The sequence below is a fragment of the Citrobacter sp. LJND-P06 genome (assembly GCF_058188415.1).
This window is the reverse complement of the sequence record NZ_CP187317.1, coordinates 2,856,590-2,874,619: the sequence shown is the minus strand read 5'-3', so window position 1 is coordinate 2,874,619 and position 18,030 is coordinate 2,856,590. Positions and strand designations below refer to the sequence as shown.

General features: G+C 49.2%; 17 protein-coding genes, 1 tRNA gene and 1 pseudogene. 9 read left to right on the top strand and 10 right to left on the bottom strand.

Annotation, left to right across the window (positions count from 1 at the left end; genetic code table 11):
• Window positions 1–12 precede the first annotated feature (12 nt).
• Window positions 13–675 carry a curli synthesis inhibitor gene (csgI, locus tag ACO7SM_RS13830; RefSeq protein ID WP_490468015.1) on the bottom strand — a complete coding sequence of 221 codons (663 nt, stop codon included), beginning with the start codon at window positions 673–675 and terminating at the stop codon, window positions 13–15.
• Between the two features lie 173 nt (window positions 676–848).
• Between csgI and ACO7SM_RS13825 the strand changes: the two genes are divergently transcribed.
• Complete coding sequence (locus ACO7SM_RS13825; RefSeq protein ID WP_192614325.1) at window positions 849–1,262, top strand: CoA-binding protein; 414 nt, start codon at window positions 849–851, stop codon at window positions 1,260–1,262.
• Between the two features lie 105 nt (window positions 1,263–1,367).
• On the opposite strand, the gene hspQ is transcribed toward ACO7SM_RS13825, so the two are convergent.
• Together hspQ and rlmI are read right to left on the bottom strand one after the other, a co-directional pair.
• The gene (gene hspQ / locus ACO7SM_RS13820) at window positions 1,368–1,685 is read right to left on the bottom strand and encodes a heat shock protein HspQ (RefSeq protein ID WP_490468014.1); all 318 of its coding nucleotides are present in this window, start codon (window positions 1,683–1,685) and stop codon (window positions 1,368–1,370) included.
• 57 nt (window positions 1,686–1,742) lie between these two features.
• The gene (gene rlmI, locus ACO7SM_RS13815) at window positions 1,743–2,933 is read right to left on the bottom strand and encodes a 23S rRNA (cytosine(1962)-C(5))-methyltransferase RlmI (RefSeq protein WP_490468013.1); all 1,191 of its coding nucleotides are present in this window, start codon (window positions 2,931–2,933) and stop codon (window positions 1,743–1,745) included.
• 94 nt (window positions 2,934–3,027) lie between these two features.
• Here rlmI and yccX point away from each other — a divergent pair, with 94 nt between their 5' ends.
• The gene (gene yccX, locus ACO7SM_RS13810; RefSeq protein WP_490468012.1) at window positions 3,028–3,309 is read left to right on the top strand and encodes an acylphosphatase; all 282 of its coding nucleotides are present in this window, start codon (window positions 3,028–3,030) and stop codon (window positions 3,307–3,309) included.
• Here the strand turns inward: yccX and tusE are convergent.
• Both tusE and yccA read right to left on the bottom strand, forming a co-directional pair.
• Entirely contained in the window at window positions 3,306–3,635 is a 330-nt protein-coding gene (tusE, locus tag ACO7SM_RS13805; RefSeq protein ID WP_162382777.1) for a sulfurtransferase TusE, read from the bottom strand. The genes yccX and tusE overlap by 4 nt on opposite strands.
• An 87-nt stretch (window positions 3,636–3,722) precedes the next feature.
• A complete protein-coding gene (gene yccA, locus ACO7SM_RS13800) occupies window positions 3,723–4,382 on the bottom strand; it encodes an FtsH protease modulator YccA (RefSeq protein ID WP_490468011.1) in 660 nt (219 codons plus the stop codon).
• A gap of 267 nt (window positions 4,383–4,649) precedes the next feature.
• On the opposite strand from yccA, the gene ACO7SM_RS13795 reads away from it, so the two are divergent.
• Together ACO7SM_RS13795 and ACO7SM_RS13790 are read left to right on the top strand one after the other, a co-directional pair.
• Window positions 4,650–6,278: an ABC transporter substrate-binding protein gene (locus tag ACO7SM_RS13795; RefSeq protein WP_490468010.1), complete on the top strand. Its 1,629-nt coding sequence runs from the start codon at window positions 4,650–4,652 to the stop codon at window positions 6,276–6,278.
• Window positions 6,279–6,409: 131 nt separating this feature from the next.
• Window positions 6,410–6,497: transfer RNA gene (locus tag ACO7SM_RS13790), tRNA-Ser, on the top strand.
• Between the two features lie 437 nt (window positions 6,498–6,934).
• Here the strand turns inward: ACO7SM_RS13790 and ACO7SM_RS13785 are convergent.
• Window positions 6,935–7,072: pseudogene (locus tag ACO7SM_RS13785) on the bottom strand (tyrosine-type recombinase/integrase); the annotation flags it as partial.
• 211 nt (window positions 7,073–7,283) lie between these two features.
• Window positions 7,284–7,544, bottom strand: a complete 261-nt coding sequence (locus ACO7SM_RS13780) for a hypothetical protein (protein ID WP_490468009.1) — start codon at window positions 7,542–7,544, stop codon at window positions 7,284–7,286.
• A 297-nt stretch (window positions 7,545–7,841) separates the two neighbouring features.
• On the opposite strand from ACO7SM_RS13780, the gene ACO7SM_RS13775 reads away from it, so the two are divergent.
• Window positions 7,842–9,254, top strand: coding sequence for a tetratricopeptide repeat protein (locus ACO7SM_RS13775; protein WP_490468008.1), 1,413 nt, complete (start codon window positions 7,842–7,844; stop codon window positions 9,252–9,254).
• Window positions 9,255–9,317: 63 nt separating this feature from the next.
• Here the strand turns inward: ACO7SM_RS13775 and dgcJ are convergent, their stop codons facing one another.
• The 3 genes from dgcJ to ACO7SM_RS13760 all read right to left on the bottom strand — a co-directional run bounded on the left by dgcJ (window position 9,318) and on the right by ACO7SM_RS13760 (window position 13,484).
• Complete coding sequence (dgcJ, locus tag ACO7SM_RS13770) at window positions 9,318–10,847, bottom strand: diguanylate cyclase DgcJ (protein WP_490468007.1); 1,530 nt, start codon at window positions 10,845–10,847, stop codon at window positions 9,318–9,320.
• 137 nt (window positions 10,848–10,984) lie between these two features.
• Complete coding sequence (locus ACO7SM_RS13765) at window positions 10,985–12,082, bottom strand: 4Fe-4S binding protein (protein WP_490468006.1); 1,098 nt, start codon at window positions 12,080–12,082, stop codon at window positions 10,985–10,987.
• Between the two features lie 277 nt (window positions 12,083–12,359).
• Complete coding sequence (locus tag ACO7SM_RS13760; RefSeq protein ID WP_490468005.1) at window positions 12,360–13,484, bottom strand: N-acetyltransferase; 1,125 nt, start codon at window positions 13,482–13,484, stop codon at window positions 12,360–12,362.
• A gap of 386 nt (window positions 13,485–13,870) precedes the next feature.
• Here ACO7SM_RS13760 and ACO7SM_RS13755 point away from each other — a divergent pair, with 386 nt between their 5' ends.
• From ACO7SM_RS13755 to spt, 4 genes are read left to right on the top strand one after another with little or no spacing between them, the layout of a single operon-like run.
• Entirely contained in the window at window positions 13,871–15,604 is a 1,734-nt protein-coding gene (locus tag ACO7SM_RS13755; protein ID WP_490468004.1) for a fatty acyl-AMP ligase, read from the top strand.
• Window positions 15,601–16,515 carry an NAD-dependent epimerase/dehydratase family protein gene (locus ACO7SM_RS13750; RefSeq protein ID WP_490468003.1) on the top strand — a complete coding sequence of 305 codons (915 nt, stop codon included), beginning with the start codon at window positions 15,601–15,603 and terminating at the stop codon, window positions 16,513–16,515. Before ACO7SM_RS13755 ends, ACO7SM_RS13750 begins: the two co-directional genes overlap by 4 nt.
• Before the next feature lie 30 nt (window positions 16,516–16,545).
• On the top strand, window positions 16,546–16,806 hold the full coding sequence (locus ACO7SM_RS13745; RefSeq protein ID WP_490468002.1) for an acyl carrier protein: 261 nt from the start codon (window positions 16,546–16,548) through the stop codon (window positions 16,804–16,806).
• Entirely contained in the window at window positions 16,793–17,965 is a 1,173-nt protein-coding gene (gene spt, locus ACO7SM_RS13740) for a serine palmitoyltransferase (RefSeq protein WP_490468001.1), read from the top strand. The genes ACO7SM_RS13745 and spt overlap by 14 nt, the downstream gene beginning before the upstream one ends.
• Window positions 17,966–18,030 lie beyond the last annotated feature (65 nt).

Sequence of the window (18,030 nt, the reverse complement as noted above, 5' to 3'; positions counted from 1 at the left end):
GTTGTCAAAACGCTATGAGGATGGCTGTTTTTCTGCCCATTTCAGGAAGTTAGTCCGGGTTTGCGGATCGGCCTGTTTAAACCAGTATTTGAGTCGTTGCTCGGTGAGCGTCTGGGATTGCGGTGGAATGGCATCCAGCTCTGAGATCCCCGAAAGCAGGGTGCTGTCATCGGCCATCATTGTGGCAAACTGTGGCAGAGAGGCGTGTTTAGACGCTTTATTATAGCGTTCAGTTTCAAGTTCATAATCAATGACTTTGGCCGTTGACGTGATGGCCAGAATATCAAGTTTTACAGGGATTGGCATGGCGTCGCCATCGAGAAGTTCAAGGCGTGGCGCGTTATCGAAATGCGCTGTTTCACGCTCGTTCTCCAGCCGCGGCAAATGAAAATTGACCTGGCCAATAAGCTGAGTATCGAAGCTCACCACCAGAGGGGGTGAGATATAGAGCCGCTCTTCATGGCTGGAGAGGCGAATGGTCTTCTCTACACGAAAAACCAACTGATGTGGACCATTATCCAGCTCAATACTGTCGGCTCCCCGTAACAGCGAACTGGAGACTTTTTTACCATCTAAAACAAGAAGATCAACATCACTGGAGAGGCGTAATGTAGTGGCGAAAACGGTGGCCGGCAAAATCAATGCAATGAAGGTTGTCACAATGCCGGCTTTCATAGGGTTCTCCTGTCCAAAGACCGCATAATGAATAATGTATCAAAATTTTTCTGTAATCATCTTTACTAACATATAGACATATTTTTAACTTTTGCTCTCATACATTCGTATGGGGCGAATGGTTGGGACGTCGGGTTTGTCGTACACTTTGCAAAACAGCCTGGAGAAAGATGATGAAAGAGACCGATATTGCTGGCATTTTGACGTCCACCCGAACTATCGCGCTGGTGGGGGCGAGTGATAAACCCGATCGCCCGAGCTATCGGGTGATGAAATATCTGCTCGATCAGGGCTATCACGTTATTCCTGTGTCCCCCAAGGTTGCCGGGACGACGCTGTTAGGGCAGAAAGGCTACGCGACGCTGGCCGATGTGCCGGAAAAAGTCGATATGGTGGATGTTTTCCGCAATTCAGAAGCCGCGTGGGGCGTCGCGCAGGAGGCGATTGCTATCGGCGCGAAAACGCTGTGGATGCAGTTGGGCGTGATTAATGAGCAGGCAGCGGTACTGGCGCGAGATGCGGGTCTGACTGTCGTGATGGATCGTTGCCCGGCGATTGAAATTCCGCGTCTGGGGCTGGCAAAGTAAATCTGTGCGGTTGCCGGATGGCGCGTTGCTTATCCGGCCCACGGTTCCTGGCCGGATAAGACGCGTAGGCCCGATAAGCGAAGCGCTATCGGGCACGGACTAAAATCAATTGCGAAGGCGTGGTGCCTGGAGTTGTTTACGAATCGTGCGGGCCAGTTCATCCATTGAAGGCTGCTCAGGATGTTCGTCCTGCGTTTCGCTACTTAACTGCGCTTCAGCCAGATACGTATGAACAGCCTGACCATTATCGTCTTCCATCACCACGTGATACCAGGGAGCAGCGCGAAGTTCGTCGTTAACCGCCAACTCATCTGGTGACGGTTCCTCGAGCGAATAGACCGGGTCGATATCCACGACCACTCCGAGATAACCTAACAGGGAATGGCGGACCTGCTGGCCAATACCGAATTTGCTGGCAATCATAGTCACCTCCCGGGAAATTAATACTCTCTATTTGAGGGTAAAATTCCACTTTTCAAGTTACATGACGCGACAGGCAAACCCTTTCAGATACAGCCCTTCCGGGTAGGTAGCGATCACCGGATGATCGGCAGCCTGACGGAACTGCTCTATAAATTGTATATCACGACCAGCATCTATTGCGGCATCGGCGATGATTTTCTGAAATAAATCGGTTGTCATCAACCCGGAACAGGAGAATGTCAGCAACACGCCGCCGGGGTTCAGCAACTGGATTGCCAGCATATTGATGTCTTTATAGCCGCGGCATGCGCCCATCAACTGACTTTTATTTTCGACAAATTTCGGCGGATCCATCACGATCACGTCAAATCTCTCGCCACGATCGCGGTAGGTGCGCAGCAGTTTGAAAACATCATCACGCACAAACTCGGCTTTGCTGAGATCCAGCTTGTTCAGTTCAACGTTTTGTTTCGCAATGTCCAGCGCCTCCTGAGAGGTGTCGACACTCACGACCTGGTGACATCCGCCCATCAACGCCGATACTGCGAACCCACCGGTATAGGAGAAGCAGTTGAGAACGCGTTTGTTTTCGACATAGCGACGCGTCGCCAGGCGGCTGTCACGTTGATCAAGGTAGTAACCGGTTTTATGCCCGCCCTGAATATCCACCAGCAGCTTCATACCGTGTTCTTCAATGGGAAGCAGGGCAGGAGGCAGTTCGCCTGTCACAGGCCCCTGGGTTAACTCCATGCCTTCTTTTTTACGCACTGCAACATCGCTGCGATCATAAATGGCGCATTCGGGATACAGTGTCTGCAATGCGCTGATCAGGGCGGCGCGCTGATACTCTGCGCCAGCGCTCAACAGTTGCAGCACAAGGAAGTTGCCGAAACGGTCGATAGTCACGCCGGGCAGACCGTCAGACTCCCCGGCAATCAGCCGATAGCTGTCCAGCCCGTCTTTCTTCGCCAGCCACTCACGCCACTGCTGCGCTTGTTGCAGACGGCGAGTGAAGAAAGCGATGTCGATGGATTCCGTTTTGTCGAATGTCCAGACGCGCGCACGAATCTGCGACGCAGGCGAATACGCGCCGCGTGCTAACCATTTGCCCTGATGGTCAACAATATCAATGGTTTCACCGAGGTTGGCTTTGCCTTCCATGCGAGCGACCGCACCGGAAAAGACCCACGGATGGCGACGAAGTAAAGATTTTTCGCGCCCTTTGGCTAACACTAAACGTACACTCATAATTTACTATTCTGTCGAATCAAAGAAATGGGCGCCATTGTCCTGAGTTTTGCGAGTATTTGCAACGCGCCCCGCGATGATAAGGAGCACAGCAATGTCAAAAATCTGCATAATCGCCTGGGTGCACGGTCGCGTGCAGGGTGTTGGATTTCGCTATAGCACGCAGCATGAAGCGCAACGACTGGGATTAACCGGCTACGCGAAAAATCTGGATGACGGCAGTGTAGAAGTCGTGGCCTGCGGCGAAGCGGAGCAGGTTGAAAAACTGCTTAAGTGGCTGAAGGAAGGGGGGCCAAGGAGCGCCAGAGTTGACCGGGTTCTCAGCGAACCGCATCGCTCTGGCGACGAATTAAAAGGCTTTAGTATTCGCTATTAAATACACTTCACCGGCTTGGGCAGGCCTGCAATTTTCGTGGCCTGTTTAGCCGGGCCTTTCGGGAACAGGCGATACAGGTAGCGACTGTTACCTTTCTCCTCACCCAGTTTATTTGCCATGGCTTTTACCAGCATACGGATCGCGGGCGACGTATTGAATTCCAGGTAAAAATCACGGACAAAGCGAACCACTTCCCAGTGTTCCGCCGAGAGGGTGATGCCTTCGTTTTGCGCAATGACAACGGCCAGAGGCTCGCTCCATTGCGCCGTCTCTTTCAGATAGCCTTCGCTATCGGTATCGATTTCTTTCCCTTCAAAGATCAACATAATTCTTCATAGCGTGAGTAAAACGGTCGCCAGTTTATCAAAAAAAAAAGCCCCGCATAAGCGGGGCAGGATGACACATGTTGTCTCTTAGTCGCGGCTGGCGAAACCCAGAATGCTCAGCAGGCTGACAAAGATGTTGTAGAGCGAAACGTACAGGCTAACCGTTGCACGGATGTAGTTAGTCTCGCCGCCACGGATAATGTTGCTGGTCTCAAACAGGATGGCACCGGAAGAGATCAGGATAAACACCGCGCTAATCGCAAGATGCAGCGCTGGCAGTTGCAGGAAGATGTTCGCCACCATACCAATCAGTACGACAACCACACCCGCCATCAGCATACCGCCGAGGAAAGACATGTCTTTGCGCGTTGTCAGAACGTAGGCGGAGCAGCAGAAAAAGACCAGTGCGGTTCCACCCAACGCCATCGCGATCACATCGCCCATACCTGCAGACAGATAAGCGTTCAGCATCGGGCCGAGAATGTAGCCCATGAAGCCGGTAAATGCGAAAGCGGCGAGGATACCGGTCGGTTTGTTCGCTGTTTTATAGGTCAGGAACATCAGACCATACATACCCACCAGCGTCAGAATCAGACCCGGAGACGGCAGCATTAATACGGTGCTTGCCGTGGCGGTGATCGCTGAAAACGCCAGAGTCAGGCTCAGCAGAAAATAGGTATTTCTCAGCACTTTATGCGTGCTGAGTAGCGATGTACGGTCGCGCGAAGAAGTAATTATACGATCCATGAGTCACTCTCTTATGACAGATGTAATTAATGACGGAGGATAAAGAAATCGCTGGCAATGACACAGCGGTTTTACCCATCTTTACGCAGTTTTTCTCGAACGGGTTAAGCATTTTATTTCAGAAAAATCAGGTAAACCAGTTTAACACACCGATTATACATCGCAGGGAGATCGACGTCGTATAGGTAACTGAAAATTATTGCTTTATTACATGGCGCCCATTATGAGTGGTGATGTCCTCATCAACAGATCAATAAGGTAAAGGGAATGACTCAACTCAACCCGAGGGTGTTTACGTTTACGCTGTTGGCCGTCAGTCTGACGTCGATAACCAGTGCGGCATGGGCAGCGAATATTCCGGCCGGAACGGTATTGGCAGAAAAACAGGAGCTGGTCAGAAACAACGGTAGCGAACCGGCATCACTGGACCCGCATAAAGTTGAAAGCAATGTCGAGTTCGGTTTAATCAGCGATATGTTCGATGGACTGGTCGCCGTCACTCCAGAAGGGGCGATAGAACCACGACTTGCCGTATCCTGGGAAAATAAAGCCAATACGGTCTGGACGTTCCATTTACGCCCTGGGATCACCTGGTCTGATGGCTCGGCTATCACGGCACAAGATATCGTCTGGAGCTGGCAGCGTTTAGTTTCGCCCAAAACGGCCTCTCCTTATGCGACCTATCTGGGGAATATGCATGTGCTGAACGCCGCAGAGATTGCGCAAGGCAACAAAGCGCCTGATACGCTGGGGGTCAAAGCCGTCAATGACAGAACGCTGGAAATCACGCTAACGCAGCCAACTGCCGCCTTTCTCGCAATGCTGGCCCATCCATCACTGGTGCCGCTGGATAAAGTCCTGATAGGTCGTTTTGGCGATAAGTGGACAAAACCCGAACATTTTGTCAGCAGCGGACCGTACACGCTCTCGCAATGGGTGGTGAACGAACGGATTGTGACGGTGCGCAACCCTCGCTACTGGGATGACCAACATACGGTTATCAATAAAGTCACCTGGCTGCCTATTAGCTCTGAGGCGGCGGACGTTAACCGCTACAAAGCGGGAGAGATAGATATTGTCTATACCGTGCCGGTGAACCAGTTCGCGCAACTGAAGAAAACAATGGGCGATGAGCTACGCGTCGCGCCACAACTGTCTACCTATTACTATCAGTTCAATACCACCCGTGCGCCGTTCAATGATCCGCGGGTACGTCGTGCGCTAAATATGGCGCTGGATAAGGACATTATCGCGCAGAAAGTCATGGGGCAGGGACAACGCGAAGCCTGGGTCATTAGCCAGCCTGAAATTGGCGGCGTGACGCTGCGTGCGCCTGACTATGCCTCCTGGCCACGGGACAAACGTATCGCAGAGGCGAAAAAACTGCTAGCCGACGCGGGATTTGGTCCGCAGCATCCGCTTTCGTTCAATTTGCTTTATAACACCTCGGAAACGCATCAACGCATTGCCATTGCGGCGAGCTCGATGTGGAAGAAGAACCTCGGCGTAGAGGCGAAATTACAGAACCAGGAGTGGAAAACGATGCTCGATACCATGCACACCGGTAATTTCGATGCGGTTCGTTATGCCTGGATAGCGGATTACGATGATGCGGCAAGTTTCCTGAATACTTACCGTACTGGCGACAGTGAAAACACGAGCAAGTACAGTAATCCGGCGTATGACGAGGCATTACGTAATGCTGCGAAAGCCGCAACGGTCGCGGAGCGAGGTAAATATTATCAGCAGGCTGAAGACATGCTGGGGCAGGACGTACCCGCAATCCCGGTTTATCACTACGTTCGCACCCATCTGGTGAAGCCGTGGGTAGGTGGATTCGTCTCTGACAGCCTGGGAAATTACTACAGCAAAGATATGTACATCATAAAACAGTGATGGTTTTGCGATGAATAAATAGTCAATTTGTTGTTATTTCAGGCTATTAACAGCATTTTGACTGTTTTTCAGGCAAACGAACGTTTTGGTGCTTTACAGGCCCGTCCGGGATGTTTATAGTGCGCCTCATTGGAAGCGTGGCCGAGCGGTTGAAGGCACCGGTCTTGAAAACCGGCGACCCGAAAGGGTTCTAGAGTTCGAATCTCTACGCTTCCGCCAAATTAAATAAGGGGTTACCGAAAGGTAACCCCTTATTGCTTTGGGCTGTTGGTAAAGTGTTGGTATATTCACTTGGTATATTTTCCAGTTCAGCCGTCGCTTTAACCCTCTTTAGGGTATGATTTTTTTGCTTTAGGCTAGCGCAGCCAGGGTTAGTTGGTAGCGTACCTACCTGTCTCTTTTGGCTACTCGTCCTCACAGTTCTTTATGTTTTTTATTACATCAAAAACCATTTAGCGCTAACGAATATTGAGGAAAAGGAGAAGCATATGAATAAAAATATACACATCATGGTTTTATCATTTTTTGACACTGTATCAACCGCCATCATGGGGTTAGTGGTCAATTCAGTCAGCGGTGCAACCCCGATAACCTAAAGCTAAAATCGCAGAACCCGCATTTGCGGGTTTGATTCGCTCTCTGTGTTACAAACTTAATTAGTTATCCTGCTCCATTGGAGGAGCATTTAAAGTTGGTGATATCTTCACCTTTCTGTCATATGTGACGATCTGACTTTCTGTCTTGTGTCCGCTAAACATCTGCTTTTCTTTGCTACTTCCCTCGTAATCAGACATTGCTGTAGTGGTCAACAAAAACTGGCCGCCGAGCGCAAGCGTGAAGCCATCAGGCAAGAAATGGCGCAAGGTGCGCGCACCACCACGCACCGGTTTAAGGTGTAACGCAATCAGCCTCACTAATACGGGGCTTAATTTTATCTGTGTATAGCGACTCTATTGAGGGAGTCGTTAATTTTTCAGATGATACATTCTTCCTGTTGATCAAAATTTATTTATAGAGGGTTGCTTTGCCGTAGACCTGCCCAGCATCATTACTCTCAGTAGTCATCGTATATGCTGATGCATCACTGTTCATTGCTTCCCATTTAAGGGTGTTTTCAACTTCTTCAACACTGTTTCCCTTTGCAGTGAGGGTGCCGCTCATGTGACTGGCAGAGTTCCCATTGGTATGAGAATCAACAGCAAAGGTCGTTATCGGAAGAGCTATCAGGATCACAGCTATTGAAAAGTGAAGTAAATTTTTCATCATTACATCCTCCTAGCTTATGAGTGATTAAACATAATCACCTCATAAATTATAGGTGAAATGACACAGAAAAAAGTCAAGATTAGATGGGATAATTCTCATCTACTACCCACACGGCGAGTCAGCCCGATGAGGGGGGATGGAGAGGTAAAGTGGAGTAACAAAACGGATAAAAGAGAGGCAAACTACGTAAAAACGTTACGTTAGTTCTGATACAGATCACAACCATTGGCCAAACGGGTTGGATTGTTAGTATGCCATCTCCATTATGTGCATTTTTCTTAACATGGATTACGTTATATGAACATTCGACCTCTCTTCGCCTTAACTTTCATCGGCTTATTATGGGGCGCAGGCGCATCGCAGGGACACGCAAAAGAGTGGAAAAAAGAGTCGGTGGCTGGCTTACGGCAAGGGGCAGAGGAAGGGAATGCGGAGGCACAGCTCGTACTTGCGGCCCTTTACTTAAAGGGTAAAGAGATACCGCAAAATATCAGCAAAGGCCGCGAGTGGCTTATTAAGTCGGCGGAACAGGGAAACGCAGATGCGCAGCACCTTCTTGCACTGATGTATTACGAGGGAAAGGAGGGGCAGAAGGATGACAAGAAAGCGGCCGAGTGGTTTAGCAAAGCGGCTGAGCAGGGGAAGGTTGATGCACAGTACTACCTTGGCATCATGTACTTTGAAGGTCAGGGCGTAAAGCAGGACGACAAGCAAGCCGTTGATTGGCTGACCCAGGCTGCGGAACAGGGAAATGCCGATGCGCGCTATTTCCTCGCATTGATGTACTTCGATGGTGAGGGAGCGCGGTGGTATGACGGTAAGGTCATTGAGTGGTTCGACAAAGACGCCGAACAGGGAAACAAGAAAGCGGTTGAGTGGCTTAGTCAGGCAGCCGGGCGGGGAAACTATCTTGCGATAGCGTGGCTTAACCGGGCGGTTGAACAAGGAAATCCCGATGCGAAGCATTTTCTTGAAGGCAATAAAGCGCTGTTAGAGGGCTACAACACCCTCAAGGCATTGAGTAAAGCGGCTGGGCAGGGAGATGCTAAGGCGCAGGCATTACTCGGCAGAAAGTACTTTGAGGGTGATGGCGTGGGTATGGATCATAAAAAAGCGCTTGAGCTGTTGACGCAAGCCGCCGGGCACGGTGATGCACTGGGCCAGAGCATGTTGGGCGTTATGTATTACCTCGGTGAGGACGTCGGTGTTGCTCAGGATCACCAGAAAGCGTTTACGTTGTTTAACCAGGCTGCTCCCCAGGGCGATATGCTGGCGCAGGGCATGCTCGGCTCAATGTATTTAAAGGGAGAGGGAACCGCTCAGGACAATAAGAAAGCGCTGGCGTGGTTTAGCAAGGCCGCAGAGCAGGGAGACACGGGCTCTCAGACGGATCTTGGGATGATGTACTTAGACGGTAACGGTGTCGCCCAGGACGATAAAAAGGCCGTTGAGTGGTTTGATAAAGCCGCCAGGAAGGGGAATGCAAGGGCTCAGGGTCTGCTGGGAAGCATGTATCTGGAAGGGAAAGGGGTGAAGCAGGATTATGCACAAGCCTATATCTGGTCTGCGGTGGCTGTCGCCAATGAAAATTCTGATGCGCGGACTGCTATGGAGAGCGCAAAGCAGAATTTAACGCCTGCCGCCTTTAAAGACGCGGACGATAAGGCGAGAAACTATTTCGAACAGCACCGCAATCAATCAGAGATGTAATCCCGTCTGAACCACAGGGCGGCGATGTCAGGCGCGCCGCCCGAAAGTGCCATTATCACGCTCTCAGCGCTTACCCGGCTCCTGAATACCGTATTTATTCCGTTTATGCTGATACAGCAAATCGTCGGCTTTTAACAGTGCGGTTTCCAGCGTGTCATCAGGATGCAGTTGATAGCAGCCATAGGAGAAAGCCACGAGTTTGTCTTCATCCAGTGTGGTCAGGTTTTCCTGAATTCGGGCAATGACATCCCAGGATTTCGCCAGCGTATAATCGATCAAAATCAGGCTGAATTCGTCCCCGCCCAGTCGTATACCGTAGTCACTTTTACGAATGGATTGTGCTATTGCCATGCCCAGAGATTGAATGGCTTTGTCACCCATATGATGTCCCAGGGTGTCGTTGATTTTTTTCAACCCATCGCTGTCGATTGAAATGACCGTGATGGCAATTTTTTTCTGCAGCAGAGTACGGATTTTTTGCTCAAGACTGACGTTCATGATTTTGCGATTGTAGAGACCGGTCATCGCATCGGTCACATTGTCGTGAGACAGTGACATGTGACGTATAAACTGTTGTTTAGCATAACGGCAGAGCAGCCAGGTACTGAATAGATAAAGTACGACTAACCACATATTGCTAAGGATAAGATAAAGCGCATCGAGCTTAATATGCAGAGTGTAATACTGCGTTATCGGCTCTTCATAATTAATGGCGTCTGCCGTTTTAATATACGGGCTATGGAAAATGATATGGTCTCGGGTGGTATTGTCAGTGACGTAAAGCGATAAAAATTTCCACAGCAGAGGGCGATCAAGGGTATGGAACGAGGTTGCCAGATCATTAATGTTGATATCGGTAATCAAGATTCCTTTCACAATATTGTGCCGGAACACCGGAGTCAGCATGCTGATGATATTTTTCTTTGTATAGCCATCATGATAAATATGCGAAACGATGTTTTCACCCTGCATCAAATCATTTAATGCCGCGGCGTCAATATTGATGGTGTGGGCGCTACGAACAATATTGATGCTGTCATCATCGGCAACCAGCCAGTTACTGAATTTATAGTGCCGGGTATCAACTAACTGATTGATATAAATGTAATTATGTGCAAGATCAATATAGTACCGCATGTTTTTGAACACATATCCGTTGTAGTTCGAAAAACTGTACTGTGACGAAATTATTGTGTTTGCATGTTGAATAATGGGCAGCGCGGAAACGTCATGACCCCATTGTGCGCACGAGGGATTGTGAGTTTGTAACGTACCCTCCAGAGCGGGCAGGGTTTTACCCACCAGATTTAAACCGAAAATCGTGTTCTCTGATTCGACATGTTTGCATACGTCAGCCATCCCAGCCGTTTCATTTACTGACGCAGACGCGGTGGATGAAAATGCTCTCGATAGACGAAATGCAATATCCTGGTTTATGAACTCCTCATGGAATAATGCAGACTTTCCGTTTTCAGCAATGTATCCCATGTAGCGTTGAAGGCTACGGTATTCATGAGCGAAGAGGGCAAAAAAAATCGATGTCGTACAGGCAATGATGATGATGACGGCGCTGATATATTTATTCGGAAACAAGCTGGTAACTTCCCTTTTTTAACCCACCCGCAAGTGCCCGTAAGTATAGCATCGATAACCCTAAAATTCCCGCCAGCGAGGATAACCCCCGGTGCAGGGGTTATGATTTATCATGGCGTACCGCCTGCTTCGTTCAATTAATGCCCAATCATGTTTGCTTGCGGAATAAGCCGGAAATAGAGATGGTCGGGAACGGGACTCTCCCAGACACCTGCCAGCATGGCGATGCCGACTGCGGAAAATACGATCCCCAGTACCAGTGCGGCCATGATGGCCCCCGAAAGACCATTCGGCCACCGCGTTTTCTGACGTGGAACGGGTTGTGTTCCGGGAGGGGTACGTCCTGAAAAAACCAGTGTTGATGCGACCGGGCAGGATTCAACGCATGTCATACAGGCAGTACATTCAAGCGTTCTCACCTGGATTAACCGGTCTACCGGTATTTGGGAGGGGCAATTTTTGGCGCATTTCCCACAATCAATACAACTGCTGGCATTACGGCGGATTTTAAACGGAGAAAGCAGAGAAAAAAGGCCAAGTAACGCCCCATAGGGGCACAAATATCGACACCAGACATTACGAATAAACAGACTGGCGATGGCGAAAATGATCACACAAACTAGCGTCGTCGTACCGATGTGACGGAAAAAATTGAGCATTTTAACATCGATAATTATCCCGTAGGGCGACATGAGAAAGAGCTGAATTCCCTGGGCCGGTATTGAAAGCGCGATATACAGAAAAAAACTTAACAGCACATATTTCAATCCGCGTAACGGAATATCCAGCCAGCGGGGGAGCGTAAAATGACGCCCAACGCATTTCATCCCCAGACTGCCAAGCAGTTCCGATAGCGTACCCACGGGGCACAGCCAGGAGCAGAATGCTTTTTTAAGTAACAGACTTATCAGTATGAACGCCGCCAGAAGTAGCATGGACGCGGCGTGAATAGGGGGGAGAAAACCGGTTTCCACGGTGTATCTGGCATTCATCAACCCGGCGATAGGCAGCCATCCTTCAATCCCGCCGGGCCTGGGAATAAACACACTGGCACCGCCCGTTTCATAAAAACGGACCCAGAAATAGAAACTAAAACCGATATAAATATTGATGGCCAACAGCAGATATTGTGTGGCTTTACGCCAGGTCAGGGCATTTCGCCAGTCATTCCAGGGTAATTTCCCGCCTATTGTTCCCTGACGGCGTTGCCAGCGTGTTCTCTTCGTTTCGCTCATGACCGCTCATTTTCCCAAAACGTGCATCCATAATGCTACTATGCTACGGCGGGATCCAACGGCGAAAATTGATTTATATCCTGATAATGGTTCGTGGCGCAGAGAAATAACGTTTTGCGCCACCCTGTACCTATAAAGTGGTATTTAGTGTGAGGCTGTCATTTATTTTGGGAAAAAAGTCAGGGGACAATGTCATGCCCCTGTTTACGACAGGTGTTTGCTTTCGTGAAAAATCCGCCAGCGTGTATCCCCTGAAGCCAGTCGTAAAATGTCGATGTCAGAGTTGTTTTTCGTATAAGCGATAGTGCTTATAAGGAACCCCGCCAACCCGTTCAAGGATCGTTCGCATCCCGGTATTCGACTCCAGAATCCACGACATCTCCACCGCATCAATGCGATGCTTCGCAAAGGGGGCGCGTAACGCTTCGATTAACAGCAAGGCAATGACCGGGCCAATGCGGCTAAACTGATATTCTTGACGAACACCCATTAGCGGTACTCGCGCAGTACGTATGCCGCTCACTTTCAGGCGCCAGAGTAGTTTGGCCCAGCCAAACGGGAACAAACGACCGTTGAGATCGGCGATGGCTTCATTGATATTGGGCATGCCAACGATAAACGCGCACGGCGTTGAATCTATTTCAGCGATATAAATCATATCGTCCGGAACGAGAAACTTCAGTTGCTCGCCCATGGTAGCGAATTCGTGTTCCGTGAAGGGGACAAATCCCCAATTGTGTTGCCATCCGGAGTTAAAAATTTCCCGTAGAATCTGCATCTCTTCAGCAAACCGCTTGCGGCTGATACAGCGGATAGTGACCTTTTTGCGGGCCTGATCCATAAGTTGGGTCAGCGACGAAGAGAAAGAGAGGTCCGTACAGCGCATTCGGTAGGCTAAGAGATCTGTCCCTTTTGTGTATCCTTGTTGCTCGATATTGAGAGCATAATACGGCTTACCATGTGGCATTAACACGCAGGGTGGTGTGTCGAAACCCTCGATCAGTAAGCCGCTTTCCTGGTTAATATTCAGGCTAAAAGGGCCGCTGATTTTTCGCGCCCCCGAGGACTTCAGCCACGCTTCGGCGGCGGTAAATAAAGCACTGAACACTTCAGGGTCGTCAATGGCGTCGATCATGCCAAAATGGCCCGTATCTTTACCATACAATCGGCGATGCAAACTATCCACCTGAGCGGTAATTCTGCCCACCACGATTCCTTCCTTTTTAGCAACCCATGCTTGCCATTTGATATGCTCAGAACCCGGGTTTTTCTCTGACAGATGCTCGGCGCGTTCAAGGAATAAGGGTGGAACCCAACAAGGGTCAGCGTGATAGAGCGAAGAAGGGAAAGAGATGAAGGCATTGAGGTCATGTTTATCCATGACTTTTTCTATATGGATCATAAACACCCTTAAATAAAAGTACGGAAATAAAAATAATCGTGTTTGCAGTAATGCAATAACCTGAGGCAATAAATAAAGTTGCTGAATAATTACCGTCCTATTTTACCACTTAATGCCTATACCGCTGCAATGAAAGAATTCAGTGTTATTTGATTGTGAGTGAGCCATGGAAATGATAAATATCAGCGACATATGCAGAATGAAGTATTTATATTAATGATATTATCATCAAAAATATTGCTACATAGATAAATATTCTTGCGAACGATATCTTTTTTGCAAAAAAAAGATGTACTGCTTTATGACTATTTAATTTATATTATCATCTGACAGTTATTCGTTTCGTATATCCAGTGATTTTAAATTCAAACGTTCTCATGGTGTATATGTCCAATAGAATCTCAACTCATTCTCTTCCTATGCGTTATGCTGACTTTTCAACCCTGGTGGAAGCTTTGGACTATGCTGCACTGGGGAATGCAGGAATGAATTTTTATAACCGCCGCACTCAACTTGAAGCCGTGCTGGAGTATCGTACGCTTAGATTGCGGGCAATAGCAGGGGCGCGGCGATTGTTATCGTTGAATCTCAAGAAAGGGGACCGTGTCGCGCTTATTGCAGAAACCAGCGTGGGTTTTGTCGAGGCTTTTTTTGCCTGTCAGTATGCAGGGCTGGTGGCTGTACCCCTCGCGATTCCTATGGGGGTCGGACAACGTGACTCTTATTCCGCGAAATTACAGGGGCTGTTAGCCAGTTGTAAGCCTGTGGCAATTATTAGCAGTGATGAGTGGTTATCACTTATTAATGTTGTCAATGTTCATGGTACGACAACCCATATTCTCAGCAACGCGGATTTTAATGCATTACCGGAAAGGGATATCGAACCCCCTCTGCCATTACCCGACGATATTGCCTATCTCCAGTATACTTCTGGTAGTACGCGCTTTCCCCGGGGCGTCATTATCACCCATCGTGAAGTGATGTCTAATCTGCACGTCATTAGCCATGATGGGATTAAATTACGTGAAAGCGACCGCTGCGTATCCTGGTTGCCTTTTTATCATGATATGGGGCTGGTGGGTTTTCTGCTTACGCCTGTGGCGACGCAACTCTCCGTGGATTATCTCCGCACCCAGGATTTTGCCATGCGTCCGCTGCAGTGGTTAAAATTAATCAGTCAGAACCGCTGCACCGTCTCCGTGGCCCCGCCTTTTGGATACGATTTATGCTTACGACGTATCAATGAAAAAGAGCTCGTCGGGCTGGATCTCTCCTGCTGGCGTGTCGCTGGCGTGGGGGCAGAACCTATTTCAGCCGAACAACTCAATCACTTTGGTGAATGTTTCAGGAGTGCGGGTTTTGACAGCAGCGCCTTTATGCCGTGCTATGGTTTAGCTGAAAATGCGCTGGCAGTCAGCTTTTCCGATGAAGCATCAGGTTCACAGGTGAACGATGTTGACCGCGATATCCTGGAGTATAAGGGAAAAGCCGCAGCGCCAACCCAAAATACCCGGGCAATTTCCACCTTTGTGAATTGTGGAAAAGCGCTGCCGGGTCACCGCATTGAAATTCGTAGTGAAGTCGGGACGCCGCTTCCTGAACGGGAAGTGGGTCATATCTGTATATCCGGCCCGAGTCTGATGAGCGGTTATTTCGAGGATCTGCCTTCACAAAAAGAAATTCAGTCAACGGGATGGATGGATACCGGGGATCTCGGCTATCTGCTGGATGGCTACCTGTATGTGACAGGGCGAATAAAAGATCTGATTATCATTCGGGGCCGTAATATCTGGCCCCAGGATATCGAGTATATCGCGGAACAGGAGCCGGAAATTCACTCTGGCGATGCGATCGCGTTTGTGACGTCTCAGGAGCGGATAATTTTGCAGATCCAGTGTCGGGTCAGTTCTGAAGAACGCCGCGCGCAAATCGTTCACACTCTGATTGCCCGAATTCAAAGCGAGTTTGGCGTTTCTGTTAGCATCGAGCTCTTGCCGCCACACAGTATTCCGCGAACATCATCCGGGAAACCCGCGCGTGCTGAAGCGAAAAAACGCTATCTGAACCTCTTCGCAGAGACGCTAAATTCACCGCTGCCAGTGACGGGTTACGCGCAATGAGTAACACAGTGGCGGTGACAGGAGGAACCGGTTTTATCGGTAAGCATATCGTTGATGACCTGTTGTCCCGCGGCTTTACGGTTCGTGCGTTAACGCGAACCGCGCGTCACGACTCACGCGATAATCTTGTCTGGATCCGCGGTTCGCTGGAAGAGTACGAAGCCCTTGCGCAATTGGTGTCTGGCGCGGATTTCGTTGTCCATTGTGCCGGACAAGTCCGTGGGCGCAAAGAGGCGACCTTTACCCGGTGCAATGTCGAAGGCAGCCAGCGACTGATGCAGGCGGCAAAAGAGAGCGGACATTGTCGCCGTTTTCTGTTTATCTCTTCCCTCGCCGCACGTCATCCTGAACTCTCCTGGTATGCAAACTCCAAGTTCGTTGCCGAACAGCAGTTAACGGCGATGGCTTCGGAAATTGAGTTGGGCATTTTTCGTCCTACCGCTGTATATGGTACCGGTGATACCGAGTTAAAATCGTTATTTAACGCGATGTTGCGCGGGTTTCTTCCGCGCTTCGGTAGACAAGAAACTCAGTTGTCTTTTTTACACGTAAGTGATTTAGCGACGGCCGTGAGTCAATGGCTCATTGCTGACCGGACGACGGTTTATCCTTACGAGTTGTGTGATGGTGTTGCCGGAGGCTATAGCTGGCAACGCATCCAGGAAATAGCCGCTGCGGTGCGAAATGGCCCTGTGCGGATTATCGGTATTCCATTACCGTTACTCAAATTCATTGCCGATATAAGTACATTAATCAGTCAACTTGGCGGAAAAGAACCTATGTTAACTCGCCATAAAGTGTGTGAATTAACACATCCTGACTGGTCAGCGAATAATAAATGTCTGAGTGAAAGTATTCATTGGATTCCCCGGATTAGCCTGGAATATGCATTGCATCATAGGCTATTTTGATTATTTTAATTACAGGTATGTTACATTTCTATGTTAAATCGTGAAGAAGTAATGGAATACACCCTTTACTGTTTACAGGGTATGGTCGAAAGCGGAACGGATATTCATCCTGACAGCGAGCTTGTTAATGATCTTGGTCTGGAATCTATTAAAGTAATGGATTTGTTAATGCTGCTGGAAGATAAATTCGATATTTCCATCCCCATTAATATATTGCTGGATGTCAGAACGCCTGCGCAACTCATGGATGCCTTAATCCCCTATCTGGAGAGTATCAATGAGTCTGTATGATAAATTTTCGCGCATTGCCAGTGAGCGAGAGCAATTTTGCACGACGGGGATTAACCCATTTGGCACCTGTATTGACGAAGTCTATTCTGCAACGGAAGGGCGCATTGGTAATCAAAAGATTATTCTGGCGGGTACGAATAACTACCTCGGACTGACCTTTAATGCGCAAGCAATTGCCGATGCCCAGACCGCATTAGCAACGCAGGGAACGGGAACGACCGGTTCCCGGATGGCGAACGGCAGTTATGGACCGCATCTGGCATTAGAGCAGGAGATTGCTGCGTTTTTTGGTCGTCCGTCCGCAATAGTCTTTTCTACGGGTTATACCGCGAATTTGGGGGTAATCAGTACGCTTGCCGATTATAATGCCGTGGTATTACTGGATGCAGACAGCCATGCCAGTATTTATGATGCCTGTTCCTTAGGTGGCGCAGAAATTATTCGTTTCCGCCATAACGATGCGAAAGATTTGGAGCGTCGTATGGTACGTCTTGGCGAGCGTGCCAAAAACGCAATCATCATTGTCGAAGGCATTTACAGTATGCTGGGCGATATTGCACCTCTGGCTGAAATTGTGGATATCAAAAAACGGCTGGGTGGTTTTTTGATTGTAGATGAAGCGCATTCCTTCGGCGTGATGGGCTTGATGGGACGGGGACTGGCTGAGGCGGCAGGCGTCGAGCAGGATGTCGATATCATCGTGGGAACGTTCAGCAAAAGTCTGGCTTCCATTGGCGGTTTTGCCGTCGGCGCAAAAGCCCTGGATGTATTGCGCTATGCCAGCCGCCCTTATATTTTTACCGCATCGCCTTCTCCGTCGAGTATTGCTTCAGTACGTTCCGCGTTAAAAACGATTGCCACACAACCGGCGTTGCGCCAAAAACTGTGGGACAACGCAGCACGACTGTATAAAGGGCTTGAGAAACTGGGCTACGAACTGAGCTCACACATCAGCCCGGTGGTTCCGGTTATTATTGGTACTAAAGAAGAAGGGTTGCGTATCTGGCGAGAACTGATTGCGTCAGGTGTTTATGTGAACCTCATTTTACCGCCGGCGGCACCCGCCGGGATCACGTTGTTGCGCTGCAGCGTCAACGCTGCACATAGCTGTGAGCAGATTGATGCCATTATTCATGCGTTTGCGCAGTTGAAAAAGTAATGTTTCACCCACAGCGGTTATCCTGCATGAAGATAACCGCTGCGATTTACTGAACGTCCTGCCTG

What these genes read in the sequence shown, in the direction of transcription:
- csgI (WP_490468015.1), bottom strand. Translation starts at nt 675, where the DNA reads ATGAAAGCCGGCATTGTGACAACCTTCATTGCATTGATTTTGCCGGCC.
- ACO7SM_RS13825 (WP_192614325.1), top strand. Translation starts at nt 849, where the DNA reads ATGAAAGAGACCGATATTGCTGGCATTTTGACGTCCACCCGAACTATC.
- hspQ (WP_490468014.1), bottom strand. Translation starts at nt 1,685, where the DNA reads ATGATTGCCAGCAAATTCGGTATTGGCCAGCAGGTCCGCCATTCCCTG.
- rlmI (WP_490468013.1), bottom strand. Translation starts at nt 2,933, where the DNA reads ATGAGTGTACGTTTAGTGTTAGCCAAAGGGCGCGAAAAATCTTTACTT.
- yccX (WP_490468012.1), top strand. Translation starts at nt 3,028, where the DNA reads ATGTCAAAAATCTGCATAATCGCCTGGGTGCACGGTCGCGTGCAGGGT.
- tusE (WP_162382777.1), bottom strand. Translation starts at nt 3,635, where the DNA reads ATGTTGATCTTTGAAGGGAAAGAAATCGATACCGATAGCGAAGGCTAT.
- yccA (WP_490468011.1), bottom strand. Translation starts at nt 4,382, where the DNA reads ATGGATCGTATAATTACTTCTTCGCGCGACCGTACATCGCTACTCAGC.
- ACO7SM_RS13795 (WP_490468010.1), top strand. Translation starts at nt 4,650, where the DNA reads ATGACTCAACTCAACCCGAGGGTGTTTACGTTTACGCTGTTGGCCGTC.
- ACO7SM_RS13780 (WP_490468009.1), bottom strand. Translation starts at nt 7,544, where the DNA reads ATGATGAAAAATTTACTTCACTTTTCAATAGCTGTGATCCTGATAGCT.
- ACO7SM_RS13775 (WP_490468008.1), top strand. Translation starts at nt 7,842, where the DNA reads ATGAACATTCGACCTCTCTTCGCCTTAACTTTCATCGGCTTATTATGG.
- ACO7SM_RS13765 (WP_490468006.1), bottom strand. Translation starts at nt 12,082, where the DNA reads ATGAGCGAAACGAAGAGAACACGCTGGCAACGCCGTCAGGGAACAATA.
- ACO7SM_RS13760 (WP_490468005.1), bottom strand. Translation starts at nt 13,484, where the DNA reads ATGATCCATATAGAAAAAGTCATGGATAAACATGACCTCAATGCCTTC.
- ACO7SM_RS13755 (WP_490468004.1), top strand. Translation starts at nt 13,871, where the DNA reads ATGTCCAATAGAATCTCAACTCATTCTCTTCCTATGCGTTATGCTGAC.
- ACO7SM_RS13750 (WP_490468003.1), top strand. Translation starts at nt 15,601, where the DNA reads ATGAGTAACACAGTGGCGGTGACAGGAGGAACCGGTTTTATCGGTAAG.
- ACO7SM_RS13745 (WP_490468002.1), top strand. Translation starts at nt 16,546, where the DNA reads ATGTTAAATCGTGAAGAAGTAATGGAATACACCCTTTACTGTTTACAG.
- spt (WP_490468001.1), top strand. Translation starts at nt 16,793, where the DNA reads ATGAGTCTGTATGATAAATTTTCGCGCATTGCCAGTGAGCGAGAGCAA.